We start from the raw sequence: 18078 nt of genomic DNA on the forward strand, positions 1-18078 counted from the left end.
TGCTGCCCTGACCTCTAGGGCACCAGTTCCTTCCGGGCCGCGATGGTAAGTGCGAGGCCGAGTTCGATCCTTCTTTCGAGCAACGCCCGCCCAACGATCGCTCCCTCGGCCCCAGCATCCCGGATCGCCTCCAGGTCGGCGTAGGTCGCGACGCCACCGGCGACGAGGACCGGAACCCCCAGGGGAAGGATGGCGGAAAGGCCGGAGAGATCGGGGCCTCGCAGTGTCCCGTCACGGACGATGTCCGTATGGATGAAGCGGCGTGCGCCCAGGTCCCTGAGTTTCTCGGCGAGCGCGACCGGGGCCTCCGCCGAGGCGTGGCGCCAACCCCGCGTAAGGACTCTACTTTCACGGGTATCAAGACTGAAGACGAGGCGTGGACCGAAGCGGGCAGCCCATGACGCCGTGCGGGCGAGCGATTCCGTCGCGGCCGTGCCGACGATCACCCGCGCTACCCCCCGCTCCAGGGCTGCCTCGATCTGGGCGAGGCCACGAGCGCCACCGCCCGCCTGCACCGGCACCCCGGCGGCCGCCGCCATTTCAGCGATGACATCGAGGTGGCACCATTGACCGAGGCGGGCGCCGTCCAGGTCCACGACGTGCAGCCAGGTGGCCCCGGCCGCGGCGTACCCGCGGGCGAGCGCGACCGGGTTAGGCCCAAAATCGGTGACCCGGTTGAAATCGCCCTGCTCAAGCCGCACCGCGCGCCCGCCGAGGAGGTCGATCGCGGGAATGATCAGCATCCGGAAATTCGGCTCGGCGACTGGCCTCCTGTCATCGTGTTAGCATATTAACATGCTAAAGCGGCGGCGCCGGATTCCGACCCCGCGAGCCAAGTCGGGTCCTCCCGCGGAAACCTGGATCACTCCCGCCACCACTGATCTCTTCAAGGCGATCGCCGGGTTGAAGTCGCCCGAGGAGACCGAGCGCTTCTTTCGCGACCTGTGCACCATCCCCGAGCTCCACACGCTCGCGCACCGCTGGGAGGTCGCCAAGCTCCTCGACCAGGGCGTTCATTACGCGGACATCGCGCAGCGCACCGGCGCCAGTACCGCCACCATCACCCGCATCAATTCCTGGCGGCGCTTTGGGATGGGCGGCTACCGGTTGCTGCTCGACCGGCGGAAGGCACGCGCGAAATGAACGGCCGCTCGGGGCTTACCGATGGCCGGCTGCGCCTGGCCATCCCGAACAAGGGTCGCCTCGCCGAGCCGGCGATCGTGCTCTTGCGAGAGGCGGGCTATCACTTCGAGGCGGACGACCGGCGCCTGTTTGCGCCGTGCGAGAACTACCCACTCGACCTGCTGTTCGTGCGGGCCGAGGACATCCCCGAGTATGCGGGAGACGGCGTCGTCGACCTGGGCATCACCGGGTCGAATCTGGTCGAGGAGCGTGGCAGCCCGGTCACTCAGTGCATGGCCCTCGGGTTTGGCCACTGCCGGCTGGGCGTGGCCGTCCCCGACGAGCGACCGTTCCAGCGGCTCAGTGATCTCGCGGGCCGGCGCGTGGCCACCTCGCATCCCCGGACCACGGCGCGCTTCTTCAAGGAACGCAACCTCTCCGTCGAGCTGATCGAGATCAGCGGCGCGGTTGAGATTACCCCCTTGCTGGGCGTGGCGGACGCCATTGTCGACCTGGTCTCGACCGGCAGCACCCTGGCCGTCAACGGCCTGCGCGCCATCGAGACGATCCTCGAATCCGAAGCGCAGCTCATCAGCCATCCGCATCTGACGCCGGAAAAGACCGAGCGCAAGCGTCAGCTCGAGACGATGCTGGCCAGCGTGATCGCGGCTCGGCGCAAGAAGTACGTGATGATGAATGCGCCAGCCGATGCGCTCCGCCTGATCAAGAACGTGATCCCTGGGATGCAGTCGCCAACTGTGATGCCGCTGGCCGATCCGTCGATGATCGCGGTGCATGCCGTCGTGGACGCAGACGCGGTCTGGTCGCTGCTCGGTCCGCTCAAGGCGGTGGGGGCGACCTCGATCCTCGTGCTGCCGATCGAGAAGCTCATCCCATGATCGCGGTGGACGCCCTCCCAGCGCCGGGGACCGCCGCCTACCGCTCGCTCGTCAACCGCGCACCGGTGCCCGAGAGCGTGCGGGAACACACGCGAGCGCTGCTGCTGGACGTCCAGCGACGGGGTGACGCAGCATTGCTCGATCTGACCGAGCGCTTCGACGGCGTGCGTCTTCGGCAGACGAGGGTCCCCAGCGAGGCCATGCGGGCCGCGCTGGACAACCTGGATCGCGGATTGCGAAGCGCGCTCGAGGCCGCCGCCGCGAACATCGAAGCGGTGCACAGTGCCCAGCGCTTCAGCGAGGAGCCGGTCGACGTCGTAAGAGGAGTGCGCGTCTGGCGCGAGTGGCGTCCGCTCCTCCGCGTCGGAATCTATGTACCGGGGGGGCGGACCGTCTACCCCTCCTCCGTGCTCATGCTCGCCATCCCCGCGCGCCTCGCCGGCTGCCAGGAGATCGTCATGTGCTCGCCCCCGCAAGGTGATGGGCAGGTTGCCGCCGTGATCCTGGCTGCCGCCGGACTCGCGGGCGTGACCGAGGTCCACGTGATCGGCGGCGCCCAGGCGATCGCGGCCATGGCCTACGGCACCGAGTCGATTCGCCGGGTGGACAAGATCTTTGGGCCCGGCAATGCCTACGTTACGGCGGCCAAGCTGGCGGTGTTCGGTGAGGCGGCGGTCGACATGCCGGCGGGACCGTCCGAGATCCTGATCCTGACCGATGGGTCGGTCCCCGCGCCGTGGATCGCGGCCGACCTGCGAGCCCAGGCGGAGCACGCGCCCGACGCGCGCGGCGTGCTGGTCAGCACCGATGCGGCCATCGCGGCTGATGTTCGCGACCTGGTGGACGGCGACATCGCCGACCAGGTCCGAGTGCTGACGGCGACGGACCTGGATGAGGCGGTTGGGTTCGCAAATGCCTTCGCGGCGGAGCACTTGACCCTCGCGTGCGCCGAGCCCGAGCGGTGGCTGGCTCGTATCTCGGCCGCCGGATCCGTATTTCTCGGACCCTATGCCCCCGCGGCGGCGGGCGATTATGCGACCGGGGCGAACCATGTGCTCCCGACGGGCGGCGCGAGCCGCTCCTTCAGCGCCCTTGGCGTCGACGCCTTTGGGCGCACGCTGCAGGTCCAGTCGCTCGACCGATCCGGCCTGGCCCAGCTCGAGCCCGTCGTCGACGCGATCGCCGGAGCCGAGCAGCTCACCGCCCATGCGCAATCCGTCCGCGCCCGGCGGAACGGCTCCGCCGTCTTCACGGGACCCGACGGTCCGCGGCCGCGCGGAGCAATCGTCGACATGCAGCCGTATGAGTGGGAGCCGCCGAGCGCGCGCATCGCGAGCGAGGCCGGCGTGCCCGAGGCCGACGTGGTGCGCTTCGACACCAACACGTCGCCCTGGCCGGGCGCGTCCCTGAACGAGCTGGGAGCGCTGGCGCTCAACGAATACCCCGACACCAGCTACACGATGCTCACCAGCGCGCTTGCGGCGTACACGGGGGCCGAGGCGGAGACGATCACCGTTGGTGCGGGTGCCGATGAGATCCTCGATCTGCTGGCAAAAGCCTACGTCGGCGCGGGCGATCCGGTCGTCCTCACGCGCCCCACGTATGCCATGTTTCGGATCGTCAGCGAGATGGCCGGCGGTCGCGTCGATGCGATCCCCGGGGTAGGACTGGACCTCGACCAGGACCGATTCGTGCAACGGTCACGCCACGCCCGCCTCACCTGGTTATGCAACCCGAACAATCCCACCGGCGAGCTACTGCCGGTCGCCTTCATTGAGCGGCTGGCGGATGCATCCCCCGGCGTGGTCGCGGTGGACGAGGCCTACTTCGAGTTTTCGGCCGTCACGGCCGCAGGGCTGATCGCGCGCTTTCCCAACCTGGTGGTGATCCGCACCCTGAGCAAGGCGTTCGGGCTGGCCGGCGTTCGGGTCGGGTACGCGCTCGCGGGGCCAGTGATCGGCGCCGCACTCCGCCGGGTCCGCCCACCCGGCAGCATCAGTGTCGTCTCCGAAGCGCTCGGCGTCCAGGCATTGCGCGACCTCGACGGGATGCGCGACCGCGTTTCCCGGATCGTCGCGAGCCGTGACACGCTGTGTCGCGAGATCACAGGTCTCGACCTGCCGGTGCATCCCTCGGCGGCGAACTTCCTCCTGGTCCAGACCGGCGATGGGGCCGCGTCATGGCTCCTGCGTCGTGGGCTCGTGGTGCGGACGTTCCCCAAGGGGTCAGCGCTCGCCGGATTCATCCGGATCACGGTGCGGACCGCGCAGGAGAACGCTCGCCTGGTCGACGCGCTGTCCGAATGGAGAGCGCATGCCGGCTGATCGCTCCGCGGCAAAACGGCGGCGGACGAAGGAGACCGAGGTGTCGCTGCGCCTCAACCTCGACGGAGACGGCACCGCGGAGATCGCCACGGGCGTCCCATTTCTCGACCACCTGCTGCGCGCGCTGGCGGTACATGCCCGGTTCGACCTGGACGTGAACGCACGCGGCGACCTGCAGGTCGACGCGCATCACACGGTTGAGGATGTGGCCATCCTCCTGGGCGAAGTGCTGGCGGAAGCGCTCGGCGATCGGTCGGGCATCGCGCGCTTCGGCGACGCCATCGTGCCGCTCGATGAGAGCCGGGCGACCGTCGCCCTCGACTGCGGCGGCCGTGGCTACGCGATGATCGACGTGCCGCTCCGCGGCGTCATGATCGGATCGCTGCCGGCAACCCTGGTCCCCCATTTCCTGGAGACCTTTGCGCTCCGTGGTGGTGTGACCCTGCACGTGATCGCCTCCGGGCGCGACGACCACCATCTGGCCGAGGCGACCTTCAAAGCCCTCGCCCGCGCGCTGCGCCAGGCGTGCGCAGTGGATCCGGCGCTGCGCGGCCGAATCCCGAGCACGAAATGATCGCGCTCATCGACTACGGTGGCGGCAACCTGCGCAGCGTGGAGAATGCGCTGGCGCGCCTCGACGCGACCTGCACCATCGCTCTGGCCCCCGAGGATCTGGCCCACGCGCGGGCCATCATCTTTCCGGGGGTTGGCGCGGCGGCGCCGGCAATGGCCAGCCTGCGGGGGCGCGGCCTCGATGAGGCCGTCATTGCTGCCATTCGCAACGGTGTCCCATTCCTTGGGATCTGCCTGGGGATGCAGCTCCTCTTCGAGTGGAGCGCCGAGGACGGCGCCGCCTGCCTGGGCATCTTTCCCGGCACGGTGGAGCTGATGAAAACGGAGGAGAAACTGCCCCACGTCGGCTGGAATACCGTCGAATGCGTCCGGCCGCACCCGGTGCTGGACGGGATGGAGGGTGAGGCCTTCTACTTCGTCCACTCCTACGTGGTCGTGCCACGATATCCTGCGGTCACTGCCGCCGAGACGACGCACGGCGTTCCGTTCGTCAGTGCGATCGCTCGCCAGGGTCTGGTCGGTGTGCAGTTCCATCCCGAACGAAGCGGGACCGCCGGGTTGCGCCTGCTCGAGAACTTCCTGCGCTTCGCGGATGCCGAGGCGGCGGCCTAGCCACATCTAAATGTTGCTCAAGCGGATCATCCCCTGCCTCGACACCGCCCGCGGGCGAGTCGTCAAGGGGACGCATTTCCAGCAGCTGCGGGACCAGGGAGATCCGGTCGCCCTGGCCCGGAAATATTCCGAGGACGGCGCCGACGAGCTCACCTTCCTCGACATTGACGCAACACCGGAGGGCCGGGCGACGCTGGTCGAGCTCGTAGAGCGGACGGCTCACGAGGTCTTCATTCCCCTTACCGTTGGCGGCGGCATCCACGATGTCGATGAGATCCGGACCCTGCTGCGCGCGGGAGCGGACAAAATCTCGATCCAGACGGCGGCGGTGCAGCGACCGGCGCTGATCACCGAGGGCGCGCGCGCGTTCGGTTCGCAATGCATCGTCGTGGCGATCGACGCGAAACGGGTCACCGGGAATGGATGGATGGTCTTCACCCACGGGGGGCAGACTCCGGCGGGGCTCGAGGCGGTCGGCTGGGCGATCGAGGCCCAGCGCCGAGGCGCCGGTGAGATCCTGCTGACCAGCATCGACGCCGATGGCACGCAGGCCGGCTACGACCTCGAGCTCACCCGCGCGGTGGTCGACGCCGTGCAGATTCCGGTCATCGCCTCAGGCGGCGCCGGTCACCCGAAAGACCTCGTCGCGGTGCTCAACGAGGGGAAGGCTGATGCCGCGCTGGCGGCGTCCATCTTCCACAGCGGTGCGTTTCCCATCCCACAAACCAAGGCGTACCTGGCCGACCACGGCATCCCAGTGCGGAGATGAACGTGCCTGACGTCGGGAGCCTGACATTCGACGAGCGCGGCCTGATCGTCGCCGTCGCCCAGGATCGAGCGGCCGGCACCGTCTTGATGGTGGCGTACATGGACCGGGAGGCGCTGGCCCGAACGGTCGACAGTGGCGAGGCGCACTTCTGGAGCCGCAGCCGGCAAGCGCCGTGGCACAAAGGGGCGACCTCGGGCAACGTGCTGCACGTCGAGGAGATCCAGGCCGACTGCGATGCCGACGCGCTCCTCCTCTCGGTTCATCCCTCGGGCCCGGCATGCCACACGGGGCAGCGCTCGTGCTTTGCGCAGCCGGCCTCGATCCTCGACCAGCTCGACGCGACCCTGCGCGACCGAGAGGCGCAGCGACCGCCGGGGTCCTACTCCGCGAAACTTTTCGACGGAGGGCGTACCGCGATCCTCCGCAAAGTAGGAGAGGAGTCGGTCGAAGTCCTGCTGGCCGGCGCTCAAGAAAGTGACGAGGCGCTAACCAACGAAGTCGCCGATCTCTGGTTTCACACGAGCCTGCTACTGCGGGATCGCGGCCTCAGCCTGGCCGCGGTGCTCGAAGTCCTGGCACAACGGCACCCCGCTTCGCCGCGCTGATTACGCTCGGGCGGCGGCGAGCTGGCCAGCCGGGGCTCCAGCCAAAATGCCTTCCTGCGAGATCGCATAGGCCTTTACTACCATATGCTGAGATTCTCGCGGCAGTGAGTAACTAGTACGGAGTGGTGAGGGCGGGGATGTCCATACGACCCAGCGACGCGTGTCCGTATCCGAAGCCATTTACGGCCGACTTCAACGATTGTCCGACCTACCAGACGCGGCATGCCATCGTGGTCGACTCCAATGACCGGCCGCTGCGGACGATCTGGTCGTGCCGGCACATGGAGACGAAGCAAATCCCGGGAGAAGCCGGGCACTACTATGGCGCCTGCCAGCTGGGTGACGCGAAGGGCCGACAAGAGTGGGTCCAGCGGATCGGTCCAGAGCGGATCCGCAACATTCAGAAGCTGCGCGCGCAGACCATGCCGCTGGCGCAAGGCTTGGTCGACGATCTGGCCTCCCTCAAAGGTCGCCATCTGGAGGCGACCCGATCAAACGGTGACGGCAACGAGATTCTGGCCCTCATGCGAGAACGGGGACGGCGCTACCTGGAGGAATTCGAGGACTTCCTCAGCGAGCGGCAGGAGCTTCTTCAATTAGCCGGGATGCCACTGACGGCCGTGATGCAACTGGCTCGGCAGTGGGTCGACGAGTTTGTCTCCGAGACCTGGGGCCGCTCGCGCACCGTCCAGGTGCTTCCCGATGATCTGGTCGCTTCACTTCCCGACTCGGTCCGGGTTTTCTACGCACCGAGCTAAAGCTGGACACACGAGCCGAGAGGGTATTGCCACACGGGGTGACATCGCGTGGAGGTGGGTATAGACATGGTTGTGCCCCCACGAGGTGAGGGCTTGGGCCGTCAGGTCCCCCGCATGAGGTCTGCCCGTTGGCTGGGCCAAGAGTTCTTAGAAGGATTCCAAAGGAATCGCTATGCCTACCATCGTCACCGATCCCAAGGTACTTGCCGCCAAGTACAATCACGCGTTCAACAGCCACGATGAGGCCACGCTTCGGTCCCTGATCGCGCCGAACGCCCGCTTCAGCGCCCCCGGCGACGTCCGCCTCGAGGGCAAAGACGCCGTCATCGGCTATTCGAATGGCTGGATGAAGGCACTGCCCGACGCGAAGATCAACGTCACGCACGAGATCGTGAGCGGCCCATGGATCGTCCAGGAGTTCACGTTCGCGGGTACCCACACCGGCCCGCTGACCGGCCCCATGGGCACCATCCAGGCCACCAACCGCAAGGTCTCAGGCCAGTGCGTGTCGATCACTCGCTACGAGAATGACCTCGCCGTCGAGAGCCGTCTGTACTTCGACGTGGTCCAGCTGCTCACCCAGCTTGGCGTGATGCCGGTTTCCTCGAAGAACTAACCGGACCTCGACTCGATTTCAGACCCTGACCCGAGAGCGGCACCCACGTTGGTGCCGCTCTCTTTGCGTATGGCGACACTCTTGCGCCGGAGCTAACGGAAGGCGCATCGAACGTGCGGTGGAGGTTTTGCAAGCCAACGCGCGCGCCGGCCATCGACACTCCTATGCTGGCAGTGACGAGCTCATTTACATAGGAGGGGATCATGAGCAAAACGGAAGTCGAGGCCGTCTTCCATCACTTGCACGCTCGGCAGAGCGCCGGGTGGAAAGGACGTTCAGGGAGGGAACAATTGAGACGTACCCGCGTGACCTTGCTGGCGATGCTCGCCCTAGCGGGCGCCTTGATCGCGAGCGCCGTGCCGGCGGGCGCCTCCGGCGGCACTGAGACGGGCGCCATCGGCGGCGCCAACTTCATCATCGAGATGCCGAGTGTGCCCTGGAACGGGACACTCGTGCTTTACAGCCACGGCTATGTGACCCCTGGAAGCCCGCTCGTCGCGCGAGACGCCGGCGATCCAGCAACGGCGGGCTGGCTGCTCGCCAACGGCTACGCGATAGCCGGGTCCTCATATAGCCAGAACGGGTGGGCTCTCCAGCAGGCGTTCCACGATCAGATCGCGCTGCTCGACCACTTCAGGTCCGAGCATCGGGACCTCAAGCGCACCATCGCCTGGGGACACTCCCTGGGCGGGATGATCACGGCCGGCCTGGTCCAGCTCTTCCCCCAGCGATTCGCGGGTGCCATTCCGATGTGCGGGGTGGTGGCCGGGGGGCCTGGGGTCTGGAACTCGGGCCTCGACGCTGAATTCGTTTTCAAGACCTTGCTGGCGCCCACCTCGGCGCTGCAGCTCGTGAATATCACCCATCAGGGCTTCGGTCCAGGCAGCAACTTCCAGCTCGCCGAGGGCATCCTTGCGGGCGCCCAGGGCACGGCGGCCGGCCGGGCAAGGCTAGCGCTGGTGGCCGCGGTCGCCGACACCCCCGGCTGGTTCACCACCGGCTCGCCGCAGCCGGCGCAAAGCGACTTCGCGAGCCGCGAGAAGAACCAGTTCCTCTGGGACCAACAGGTCACCTTCGCCTTCTCCTTCGCTCTCCGCGCCGACCTCGAGAGCCGGGCCGGGGGCAACCCCTCCTGGAACACGGGCGTCGATTACGAGAAGCTCCTCGACCACTCGATCAACAAAGACGAGGTGCGCGCCCTCTACCAGCAGGCCGGCCTGAGCCTGGAGGCCGACCTCGACACCCTCGCCGCGACTCCCAGGGTGGCGGCCAAGTCGACCGCGCTCCGCTACCTCGAAAAGTACATCGTCTACAACGGCGACCTCGACATGCCGGTGCTGACCATGCACACCATCGGCGACGGCCTGGTCCTGCCGCAAGATGAGCAGGCCTACGCCAGCGTCGTCCGCTCGGATGGGGACCAGTCCCTCCTGCGCCAAGTCTTCGTGAGCCGCGCGGGACACTGCGCCTTCACGCCAGGCGAGACGATCGCCGCCTTTCAGACCCTGATCGGAAGGCTCAAGACCGGGCGTTGGGGCGATTCGACGTCGCCCGCCGGACTGAACGCCATCGCCACCGGCCTCGGGGCGCCGTTCAACCCGCTGCCCGCCGCGTTCGTGAACTTCCGCCCCTCGCAGTTCCTGCGTCCGTTCGACGCGCGGAACCTCGACGAGGGCGGCGACCACCGGGCCTCGTAAACCACTGGAGGCGGGGCCGGGCTTTATGGCTCGGCCCCGACATCAATGGGACTGAAATGGGACGGAACCCTATTCGGGATTTGGAGGCGAGTGCGGGATTCGAACCCGCGGTGTAGGTTTTGCAGACCTCCGATCGAAGTTCACCAAAGGTCGTCCGAGTTCATTCTGTATTGGATTTCAACGCTGACCGTTCATTAGCGGTACACCCACTCCTGCCTGGCGGCCGGATGGAGCAGATGGGTGGGGACCTGCTCGGAAAGGTGACTATCTGCGCTGGCCTGCGCCGCGATCCAACGCCTGTACTTCAGCGCGGAAGCGCATGACCAACCACAAGACGCAGCCGCCCGTCCCCGGGAGCGTGAGCAGCCGATCGGGGATCAGTGCGCACTTCACGTCCAGCGGAAACCTGCGACGGCTCGATGCCGGAGATCGCAGCATCCTTCTATATCCGGCCGACGAGCTTGAAGCCGGTCCGGCCAACCTGTATTTGCGCCTACGGGGTGACCACGACTGCGAGGCTGTGGCGCTGCTTGGGCCCGGCAGTCCCAGCACGGTCAGCTGGGGCGACACCGGACCCATCATCAGCGGCGAGTGGCGGGACCTGCAGTACAGCGTCACCTTCCGCCTCGCCGACACCCTGGCTGCGTGGTTCTGGCACATCTCGGTGACCAGCCGGCGAGCCGCCCAAAGTGAGATCGACTTCGTGTACGCCCAGGATCTGGCGCTGGCCCCCTATGCCGCAGTACGGACCTGTGAGTATTACGTCAGCCAGTATCTCGACCTCACGCCAATCGATACGTCGTCGGCAGGCACGGTTCTCGCCGTCCGCCAGAACATGCCAGGCCGCGCGGCTCCTTGGGCCGTCATCGGCTGCCTCAGCAAGGGCGTCGGTTGGGGCACCGACGCGCTTCAACTGGTTGGGCGCGGGCACCATGCCGGGGCCCGGCCGTCTGGACTATCCGCCAAGGCGCTCCCCAGTACCCGCCTTCAGCACGAGCACACGCTCGCCCTCTTGCAGGCTCGACCGGTGCAGTTGATCGGCGGCGAAACCGTAGCCACGGGCTTCTTCGGCGTGTACCAGGCGGACCACCGAGCGGCAACGTCCGGTCAGGACACGACCGTTGTCGACGAGGCCCTGGGCAAGCCGGAAGCGCAGCCGCCGGCCCAGGGTCCGCCGAGTGGGAAGCGTTCCGCCGGCGCCCCGGTTGCGGCATCGCTCTTCTCGTCGGCCCCGCCACTGGTGTGCACGCCGTTGGATGACGATCAGCTGGCCGGGCTTACCGGCGACGGGCGCCATCACCAGGAGTGGGTCGGCGAGGCCCTGTTCAGCTACTTCACCCAGGACGGAAGCCACGTCGTGACCAGCGCCAAGCAGACGGCGGTCCTACGTCCTCACGGCCACATCATGCGGACGGGAACGGCCCTGGCGCCGGACGAGGGCAGCCTCACCACCACGGCCTGGATGGCCGGGACCTTCCTCTCGCAAGTCACCCAGGGCCATGTCAGCCTGAACCGGATGCTATCCACCCGCCGCAGCTACCTGGGCCTGCGGCAAGCGCATGGGTTACGGGTCTTCATCGAGTCCTCCGGTGCTCCGCAGGGTTGGGCGCTGCTGGACGGACCGAGCGCGTGGGCCGTCAGGCTGGACTCGTGCCGCTGGTGGTACCGTCATCCCGGCGGCGTGCTGGAGGTCGTGTCGATCGCGCCTGCCGAGTCGCATCAGCTCGGTCTTGAGATCCGGGTTCTGGACGGGCCGCCCGTACGCCTCCTGATCTGTGCCCACTCGGCGCTCGGTGGCGATGACGGGCAGGACGCCGAGCCACCAATTCTTGAGCAGGATGAAGCGGGAGTAACGCTGCGACCCCTGCAGGGCTCGCTGGCAGCCGCCCGATTTCCTACCGGATCGTTCCGGCTCTCATGGGAGCGGGGATCGGTCGAGCGCGTGGGCCGCGATGAAGACCTTTTCCTCGACGGGCAGTCGCGCGGGCTGCCCTGGATCACGATGCTCACGTCGCCCACGACGAACATGCGTCTGGTTCTGACTGCCGATCTCGTTCCGGCCGGCGACCGGGCCAAGCAGGACCTCCCAGGCGAAGCCCGGCCCCAGTTCTGGCATCGGATCAGCGATTCCGTGCGGCTGAAGCTCCCAACGGCGTCACCAGCAGCCACGGAGGTTGCGAGACTGGACGCAATTCTTCCGTGGTTTGCGCACGACGCGCTCATCCACTACCTATCACCGCGAGGGCTGGAGCAATACACGGGCGGGGGCTGGGGCACCCGGGACGTCTGCCAGGGACCGGTCTGTCTGCTGATCGCGTTGGGAGAGACGGTGACGTTACGCGACCTGATCAAGCGTGTCCTTCGAGCCCAGAACGCCCGAGGCGACTGGCCCCAGGCCTTCGAGTTCTATCCGCGCGAGTTTCGCGGCGGTCAAGGCGATTCCCATGGCGATGTCATCTTCTGGCCTCTTCTCGCGCTCGGAGAGTATCTGGCAGTGACGCAAGACCCCAGCCTGCTTACCGAGCGGATCCCATTCGTCGACGACAGCGGAACAACCGCCGATGAGCCGCTTCTCGAGCATGTCCGGCGAGCGCTGGCCATCATCGCCGCGAGAACGCTACCCGGCACCGCCCTGCCGGCATATGGGCGCGGCGACTGGAACGACTCGCTGCAGCCGGCCGACCCACACCTCGCGGCACGCCTGTGCTCCACGTGGACCGCAGTGCTTCAGGTGCATGCGCTACGCACGCTGGCTCGCCCGCTGCGAAGCGTCAGCGTTACCCTGGACGGCCCGGGCGCGTCTGAAGCGGTCGAATGCGCAGACCAATCCGAAGGCATCGCCCGTAAGACGGCCGACGGCATCCACGCGCTGCTGATGCGAGACGGGTTGCTGGCCGGGTATGGCTTGTTCGGTGACGATGGGTCGATTGAGCACCTCGTCCACCCATCGGACCAGCGGACAGGGCTGCACTACGGCGTCCTGCAGATCATTCACGCGATCTCGAGCGACCTCCTGTCCCCACGTGAGGCGCGCGAGCACCTGGAAATTCTGCGAGAGCATCTGCTCGGTCCCGACGGCGCGCGACTCTTCGACCGACCGGTCCGCTACCAGGGCGGCCCCATGGAGGTCTTCCAGCGTGCGGAGGCCAGCACCTTCTTCGGTCGTGAGATCGGAATCATGTACATGCACGCCCACCTGCGCTATGCGGAAGCCCTGGCGCGATACGGCGACGCCGAGCGGCTGCTGGAAGCCCTGGCCCTGGCCAACCCCATCGGCGTCGCCAACCGTATTCCGAACGCCCGGCCACGACAGTCGACGTGCTACTACTCCTCCTCCGACGCGGCGTTCGCCGACCGATATGAGGCTGCCGCACACTACGTTGAGGTCATGCAGGCCAAGGTGCCGCTCGAGGGAGGGTGGCGCGTCTACTCCTCCGGACCGGGGATCTTCCTGAGACTCATCGTCGAATGCTTCCTCGGCGTGCGTCGACGCGGTGATGTCCTGGAGATCGATCCAGTGCTCGCTCCCTCCCTGGACCGGCTACAGGCGACCGTCCCTCTCAATGGGATGCCTTTGGAGCTGACCTTTCGTGTCCGGAATCGGGGCGTTGGACCCGAGGCAGTCATCCTGAACGGCGTCACTCTGCCGACGACACCGCTGTCGAACCCATACCGTCCCGCAGGCGTCGCCATTGATATGGCGCTGGTAACGGCAGGCATGACGGCCCCCGGGCCAAACCGCCTTCAGATCCAGGTGTCCTGATGACGACGGTACTGGGCAAAACCGAGCGCCCTTGGCTGCGGATCCTCATTCTGGTTCGCTAGAGTTCACCGCTGTTGCCGTCACCGTTGCGGTCAACCGCGATTCCAATGGCGAGGTGGGCCTCAAGTCCTATTCAAAATTGGAGGCGAGTGCGGGATTCGAACCCGCGGTGGAGGTCTTGCAGCCCGCAACCTGCAGTTCACCAGGGTTCACTGAAGTTACCTGCGTATGACAACGCGGTTCGTTCGAAGCTCCGTCGTGCTGGGACAGCTGAACTTAGCGGCCTACGGCATAACGATGCTGCATACGCCGCACCCGTGCGGAGCTCGCACGAACCCTCATTCTAAATCGTCTCGCCCGGGAACAGCTGCTTTCGCCGTCAGGCAGTCTGTGCCACCATCAGGCGATGACGCTGAAGGAGTTGGCGGCGCGCGAGACGCGCTGTAAGGCGGAAATGGATCGCATACAGGATGCGGTGTCGGACCGTGCGGCGATCGAGAATTGGGCGGAAGCCGAACAGCAAGAGATTCAACGGTCCTATTCAACCCTGGCAGCCACTGAATCTCCCGACTCGCTTGAGGCGTTAAAACGTGGCTTATTCCTAACTTGGTTTGAATGCGCGGAACCGGCATACCTAACTGGGATCCGCAATCTCGAGAGCGCTGCGAGCGTCGCGATCATTGATCGACTCGAGGAAGCGCTAACGGCGACCCCAGCGGATCAAGAGTTGACCGAGATGCTCGCGTACTACTTTCAAGTTGCGGAGTGGTGTCTTGACCGCTATCACATCGGCGGGGCTACCCGGGCCGTGGCAGGCAGGCCGCTGTCGTTGAGCTTCTTCACCTCCGATGCCGAGCGGGCAACGTTCCACGACCGTGGCTTGATGGGCAATTACTTCCTGAGCCTTCGACCCAAGACAGTGCGACCGTGACAACGCTTAGCTTGCGCCTGCATGACGGACGATCATCCGGACCATAAGCCAAGCTCCCCTCGCCTCCGAACCGGTGGGTGTCAAGCAGCGGGCCTACCCGCAGTCTGCGGTATTGGTTGGGGCGGGAACAGGATCAAGCCCGGGGTCAAATTTCGCATAGGAATGTCACCCAGCATGTCGCTCAGGCGCCGGACATCACGCGCATAGGTGACCAGCGTCATCGGCCGCAGCCTGGTCCGGCACACCAGCAGCCAGGATTCGAGAAAGGCCCGCAGCGACGTTGTTCGCGCACTGACGCCCAATCCCTGACCGAGCGCCCACTGTGCCTCACCCAATCGGCGGATTACATCGCGTCGAGTTCGCGCGTAGAACGACCGCCGTTCCCCGCCTCGAATACGAATTCGGCCTTCCCAGGGCCCATCGGCCCGTTGGTACACGCCGCCCAGTCCGCGCTGACGACGCTCCATCTGCGCCACCTCCACAATGAAAAAGATGGACCCAGAATGCGGGCTTAGCCGTCAGCTTGGCCGTCAATTGTTAGAAGCGCTCAGGCGAGAGGTTGAAATTCGAATACGAAAAACTGGAGGCGAGTGCGGGATTCGAACCCGCGGTGGAGGTTTTGCAGACCTATGCCGGGAGTTCACCAGAGTTCGCTGAAGTTCATTGCGTACTGAATTTCAGCAGGTGGCGTCCGTTGAAGTTCATTGCGTGTCGCCAGAGTTCAGCCGGGTTGCCGTCACCGTTGCCGTCAATCATTCGGTTTGCTCGAGAGCTTTGCGGACTCCTTAAATGCACACACCCAGAAATGGGAACCGCGATAGCCAGAGATCAATGGCGAGTCCGGTTTGCGCGACGGAGGCACTGATTGCCCGGCCGCCAACCGTCAAGTTGCCCATGTCCACCATGCCAAGAATCGTGCCTCCTCGCCAAAGGAAGGCTAGCCCTATCTCGAATGAGTGCTCGGGCTGCTCGCAAGTCACGCCGCTGCATTCAGCCATGGGCCTGTATGAGTGGAAGCTGGCGATCGCCGAAGGCGATGCCATCAAGCGAGGCCCGAGGATGACGCCGAGAGTATGGCCGCCGACGAGTGTGATCGCAAACGCGCTGAGCACGGAGCGGATGTACCGACCGCGGGACTCGACACGGGGAAGACGGCCCCCCAGGCGTCACCCTCGCTGTACCTCACGGAGCCGCCAGCGACTAGGCCATACTCGATGCGAGCCTTCCTGGATGCAAAACCTTCGATCGCAACTGACCACGGGCGAGGACATTGTCGACCCCGCCACTTGGGCCGGCGCGATACCCCACGCCAACGGCATCGCTCCGCGCGTGCGGGTCGGTCACGACCGCTGGTTCAACCTGCTCTGGCTGCTCCCCATCGGGTTCGGTCTGCTCCTGGTCGGGGTGGCGGCGGCGCAGGGCCTCCGGGGCCTTCCCCAGATCCAGCGCTTCATCCAGCAGTATCCGGGCACGATCGAGTCCGCCGGTGCGCAACAGCATGAGGGGTTTCCCCTGTGGGTCTCGGTGCAGCACCTCCTCACCGGCTTCCTGATGATCTTCATCATCCGCTCGGGGCTGCAGATCCTGACGGACCATCCGCGGCTTTACTGGACCCGTCACAGCACCCCGGGCAGGGATTGGTTCCGCATCCAGAACCCGGTTCCCGCGGAGCCCCTCTGGACGGCCAAGCAGGACTCCATCAGCCTCCCCGGGCAGATCGGGCTGCCGGGGATCAGGCACTCGATCGGTCTCGCCCGCTGGTGGCACCTAGGTATGGATTCCTTGTTCGTCCTGAACGGGATCGTCTTCTACATCCTGCTCTTCGCCACGGGACGCTGGCAGCGCCTTGTGCCAACCAGCTGGGACGTGTTTCCCAACGCGGCGTCCGTTCTGATCCAGTACTTGTCACTGCACTGGCCAACCGAGAACGGCTGGGTCGCGTACAACAGCATGCAGCTGTTGGCCTACTTCCTGACCGTGTTTGTGGCCGGCCCACTTGCCCTGATGACCGGCCTGGGCATGTCACCAGCGCTGTCCACACGTTTCAAGGTGGTCAGCCGCAGGCTGAGCATCCAGGCGGCGCGCTCGATGCACTTCCTGGTAATGGCCTGGTTCGTCTTCTTCATCTGTATCCACGTGGCGCTGGTCTTCACCACCGGGTTGCTCCGCAACCTCAACCACATGTACGCCGGGCGCAACGACGAGAGCTGGCTCGGGCTTGGGATCTTCGCCCTGTCGATGGCGGTGTTCACCGCCGCGTGGGTGATGGCCACGCCGTACACGCTGCGGCACCCCCGGGTAGTGCAGCGCATCGGTTTCGCGCTGATCGGGCCGGCGCAGCGGCTCTTCGAGCACCTCGATGCGACGCCGGGGGAGTACACCGAGAAAGACATCTCACCGTATTTCTGGCACAACGGCCACTTCCCGGACTCCGACGATTACCGGGCCATGCTGGACAACAACTTCGCCACCTACCGGCTGCGGATCGGGGGCCTGGTTGACAACCCAGTCGAGCTTGACCTCGCAGAAATCAGGGCGCTCCCAGCCCATCAACAGATAACCCAGCACTTCTGCATCCAGGGCTGGTCAGGCATCGCGAAGTGGGGCGGGGTTCGGATGCAGACCATCCTCGACCTGGTCAAGCCTCAACCGGAGGCCAAGTGGGTGGTCTTCTACTCATTGGCGGAGGGCCCCAACAAGGGCGTCTACTACGACGCCCATCCGGTGGAGCAGATGCACTATCACCTGACCATGCTGGCCTACGACATGAACGGTGAGGCGCTCTCGTTCGGCCACGGCGCCCCGCTCCGGCTGAGAAACGAGGTGCAACTGGGCTTCAAGCAGGTGAAGTGGTTGGCGGCCATCGAGTTCGTGGCGCACTACTCCGAGATCGGCGGCGGCTTCGGCGGTTACAACGAGGACCATGAGTTCTTCGGGTACCGCCAGTCGATCTAGCGCCTGTACGGCAGTGTTGCGGCGGCCCGGTCCCGTTGATGGCGAAGTCGGTGGCTTGCACGACGAGGTTGCCGTTGGCGACATTGACGGCCAAGCTCATCCTAGATTCCGAGCATCGGTTAACCGAAAGGTGCCGACCAGGAGGAAGGGGTGGCACGCCGACAAACCTGGGCCGCTCAATTGCGAGCCCAAGAGATAACGCTCCGCAGGCAAGCCGACGAAGCGCGTCGGCGATCCATCAAAGTTCGCCAGAGTTCATCGAGGTTGCCGTCACCATTGCCGTCAACCGCGGCGCGAATGGCGGGGCAGGCGTCAAATCGTATTCAAAAACTGGAGGCGAGTGCGGGATTCGAACCCGCGGTGGAGGTTTTGCAGACCTCTGCCTTACCACTTGGCTAACTCGCCGCCGCTGCAGCCAATCGCATAGTTTAGTTCGCCAGCCCCTGCCCGTCCG

Annotated in this window: 15 protein-coding genes and 2 tRNA genes; 13 read left to right on the top strand and 4 right to left on the bottom strand. The window is 65.9% G+C overall.

Going from position 1 to position 18078, the window contains the following annotated elements; genetic code table 11:
- Positions 1 to 14: 14 nt before the first annotated feature.
- Positions 15 to 743 carry a 1-(5-phosphoribosyl)-5-[(5-phosphoribosylamino)methylideneamino] imidazole-4-carboxamide isomerase gene (locus VHK65_11735; protein HVS06818.1) on the bottom strand — a complete coding sequence of 243 codons (729 nt, stop codon included), beginning with the start codon at positions 741 to 743 and terminating at the stop codon, positions 15 to 17.
- A gap of 52 nt (positions 744 to 795) precedes the next feature.
- Here VHK65_11735 and VHK65_11740 point away from each other — a divergent pair, with 52 nt between their 5' ends.
- The 12 genes from VHK65_11740 (at position 796) to VHK65_11795 (ending at position 14669) form a co-directional block, all read left to right on the top strand.
- Positions 796 to 1143, top strand: coding sequence for a YerC/YecD family TrpR-related protein (locus tag VHK65_11740; protein HVS06819.1), 348 nt, complete (start codon positions 796 to 798; stop codon positions 1141 to 1143).
- Complete coding sequence (gene hisG, locus VHK65_11745; GenBank protein ID HVS06820.1) at positions 1140 to 2021, top strand: ATP phosphoribosyltransferase; 882 nt, start codon at positions 1140 to 1142, stop codon at positions 2019 to 2021. The genes VHK65_11740 and hisG overlap by 4 nt, the downstream gene beginning before the upstream one ends.
- The gene (gene hisD / locus VHK65_11750) at positions 2018 to 4345 is read left to right on the top strand and encodes a histidinol dehydrogenase (GenBank protein HVS06821.1); all 2328 of its coding nucleotides are present in this window, start codon (positions 2018 to 2020) and stop codon (positions 4343 to 4345) included. Before hisG ends, hisD begins: the two co-directional genes overlap by 4 nt.
- Positions 4335 to 4919 carry an imidazoleglycerol-phosphate dehydratase HisB gene (gene hisB / locus VHK65_11755; GenBank protein HVS06822.1) on the top strand — a complete coding sequence of 195 codons (585 nt, stop codon included), beginning with the start codon at positions 4335 to 4337 and terminating at the stop codon, positions 4917 to 4919. The genes hisD and hisB overlap by 11 nt, the downstream gene beginning before the upstream one ends.
- A complete protein-coding gene (hisH, locus tag VHK65_11760) occupies positions 4916 to 5530 on the top strand; it encodes an imidazole glycerol phosphate synthase subunit HisH (protein ID HVS06823.1) in 615 nt (204 codons plus the stop codon). Before hisB ends, hisH begins: the two co-directional genes overlap by 4 nt.
- 10 nt (positions 5531 to 5540) lie before the next feature.
- Positions 5541 to 6299, top strand: a complete 759-nt coding sequence (gene hisF / locus VHK65_11765; protein ID HVS06824.1) for an imidazole glycerol phosphate synthase subunit HisF — start codon at positions 5541 to 5543, stop codon at positions 6297 to 6299.
- Positions 6296 to 6904, top strand: a complete 609-nt coding sequence (gene hisIE, locus VHK65_11770; protein ID HVS06825.1) for a bifunctional phosphoribosyl-AMP cyclohydrolase/phosphoribosyl-ATP diphosphatase HisIE — start codon at positions 6296 to 6298, stop codon at positions 6902 to 6904. Before hisF ends, hisIE begins: the two co-directional genes overlap by 4 nt.
- A 137-nt stretch (positions 6905 to 7041) precedes the next feature.
- Positions 7042 to 7662, top strand: a complete 621-nt coding sequence (locus VHK65_11775; GenBank protein ID HVS06826.1) for a hypothetical protein — start codon at positions 7042 to 7044, stop codon at positions 7660 to 7662.
- Positions 7663 to 7834: 172 nt separating this feature from the next.
- Positions 7835 to 8278: an ester cyclase gene (locus VHK65_11780; GenBank protein HVS06827.1), complete on the top strand. Its 444-nt coding sequence runs from the start codon at positions 7835 to 7837 to the stop codon at positions 8276 to 8278.
- Positions 8279 to 8481: 203 nt separating this feature from the next.
- Positions 8482 to 9975, top strand: a complete 1494-nt coding sequence (locus VHK65_11785; GenBank protein ID HVS06828.1) for a prolyl oligopeptidase family serine peptidase — start codon at positions 8482 to 8484, stop codon at positions 9973 to 9975.
- Positions 9976 to 10294: 319 nt separating this feature from the next.
- Positions 10295 to 13738, top strand: coding sequence for a hypothetical protein (locus tag VHK65_11790; protein ID HVS06829.1), 3444 nt, complete (start codon positions 10295 to 10297; stop codon positions 13736 to 13738).
- A gap of 406 nt (positions 13739 to 14144) precedes the next feature.
- Positions 14145 to 14669, top strand: coding sequence for a hypothetical protein (locus VHK65_11795; protein ID HVS06830.1), 525 nt, complete (start codon positions 14145 to 14147; stop codon positions 14667 to 14669).
- Between the two features lie 80 nt (positions 14670 to 14749).
- Here VHK65_11795 and VHK65_11800 read toward each other — a convergent pair whose 3' ends face one another.
- Positions 14750 to 15004, bottom strand: coding sequence for a hypothetical protein (locus tag VHK65_11800; GenBank protein HVS06831.1), 255 nt, complete (start codon positions 15002 to 15004; stop codon positions 14750 to 14752).
- A 246-nt stretch (positions 15005 to 15250) separates the two neighbouring features.
- Positions 15251 to 15324 (bottom strand) — tRNA-Cys (locus tag VHK65_11805).
- Positions 15325 to 15899: 575 nt separating this feature from the next.
- Between VHK65_11805 and VHK65_11810 the strand changes: the two genes are divergently transcribed.
- Complete coding sequence (locus VHK65_11810) at positions 15900 to 17624, top strand: molybdopterin-dependent oxidoreductase (GenBank protein ID HVS06832.1); 1725 nt, start codon at positions 15900 to 15902, stop codon at positions 17622 to 17624.
- A 331-nt stretch (positions 17625 to 17955) separates the two neighbouring features.
- Here VHK65_11810 and VHK65_11815 read toward each other — a convergent pair.
- Positions 17956 to 18029, bottom strand: a tRNA-Cys gene (locus tag VHK65_11815).
- Positions 18030 to 18078 lie beyond the last annotated feature (49 nt).

The sequence above is a fragment of the Candidatus Dormiibacterota bacterium genome (assembly GCA_035544955.1).
GTDB lineage: Bacteria > Chloroflexota > Dormibacteria > CF-121 > CF-121 > CF-13.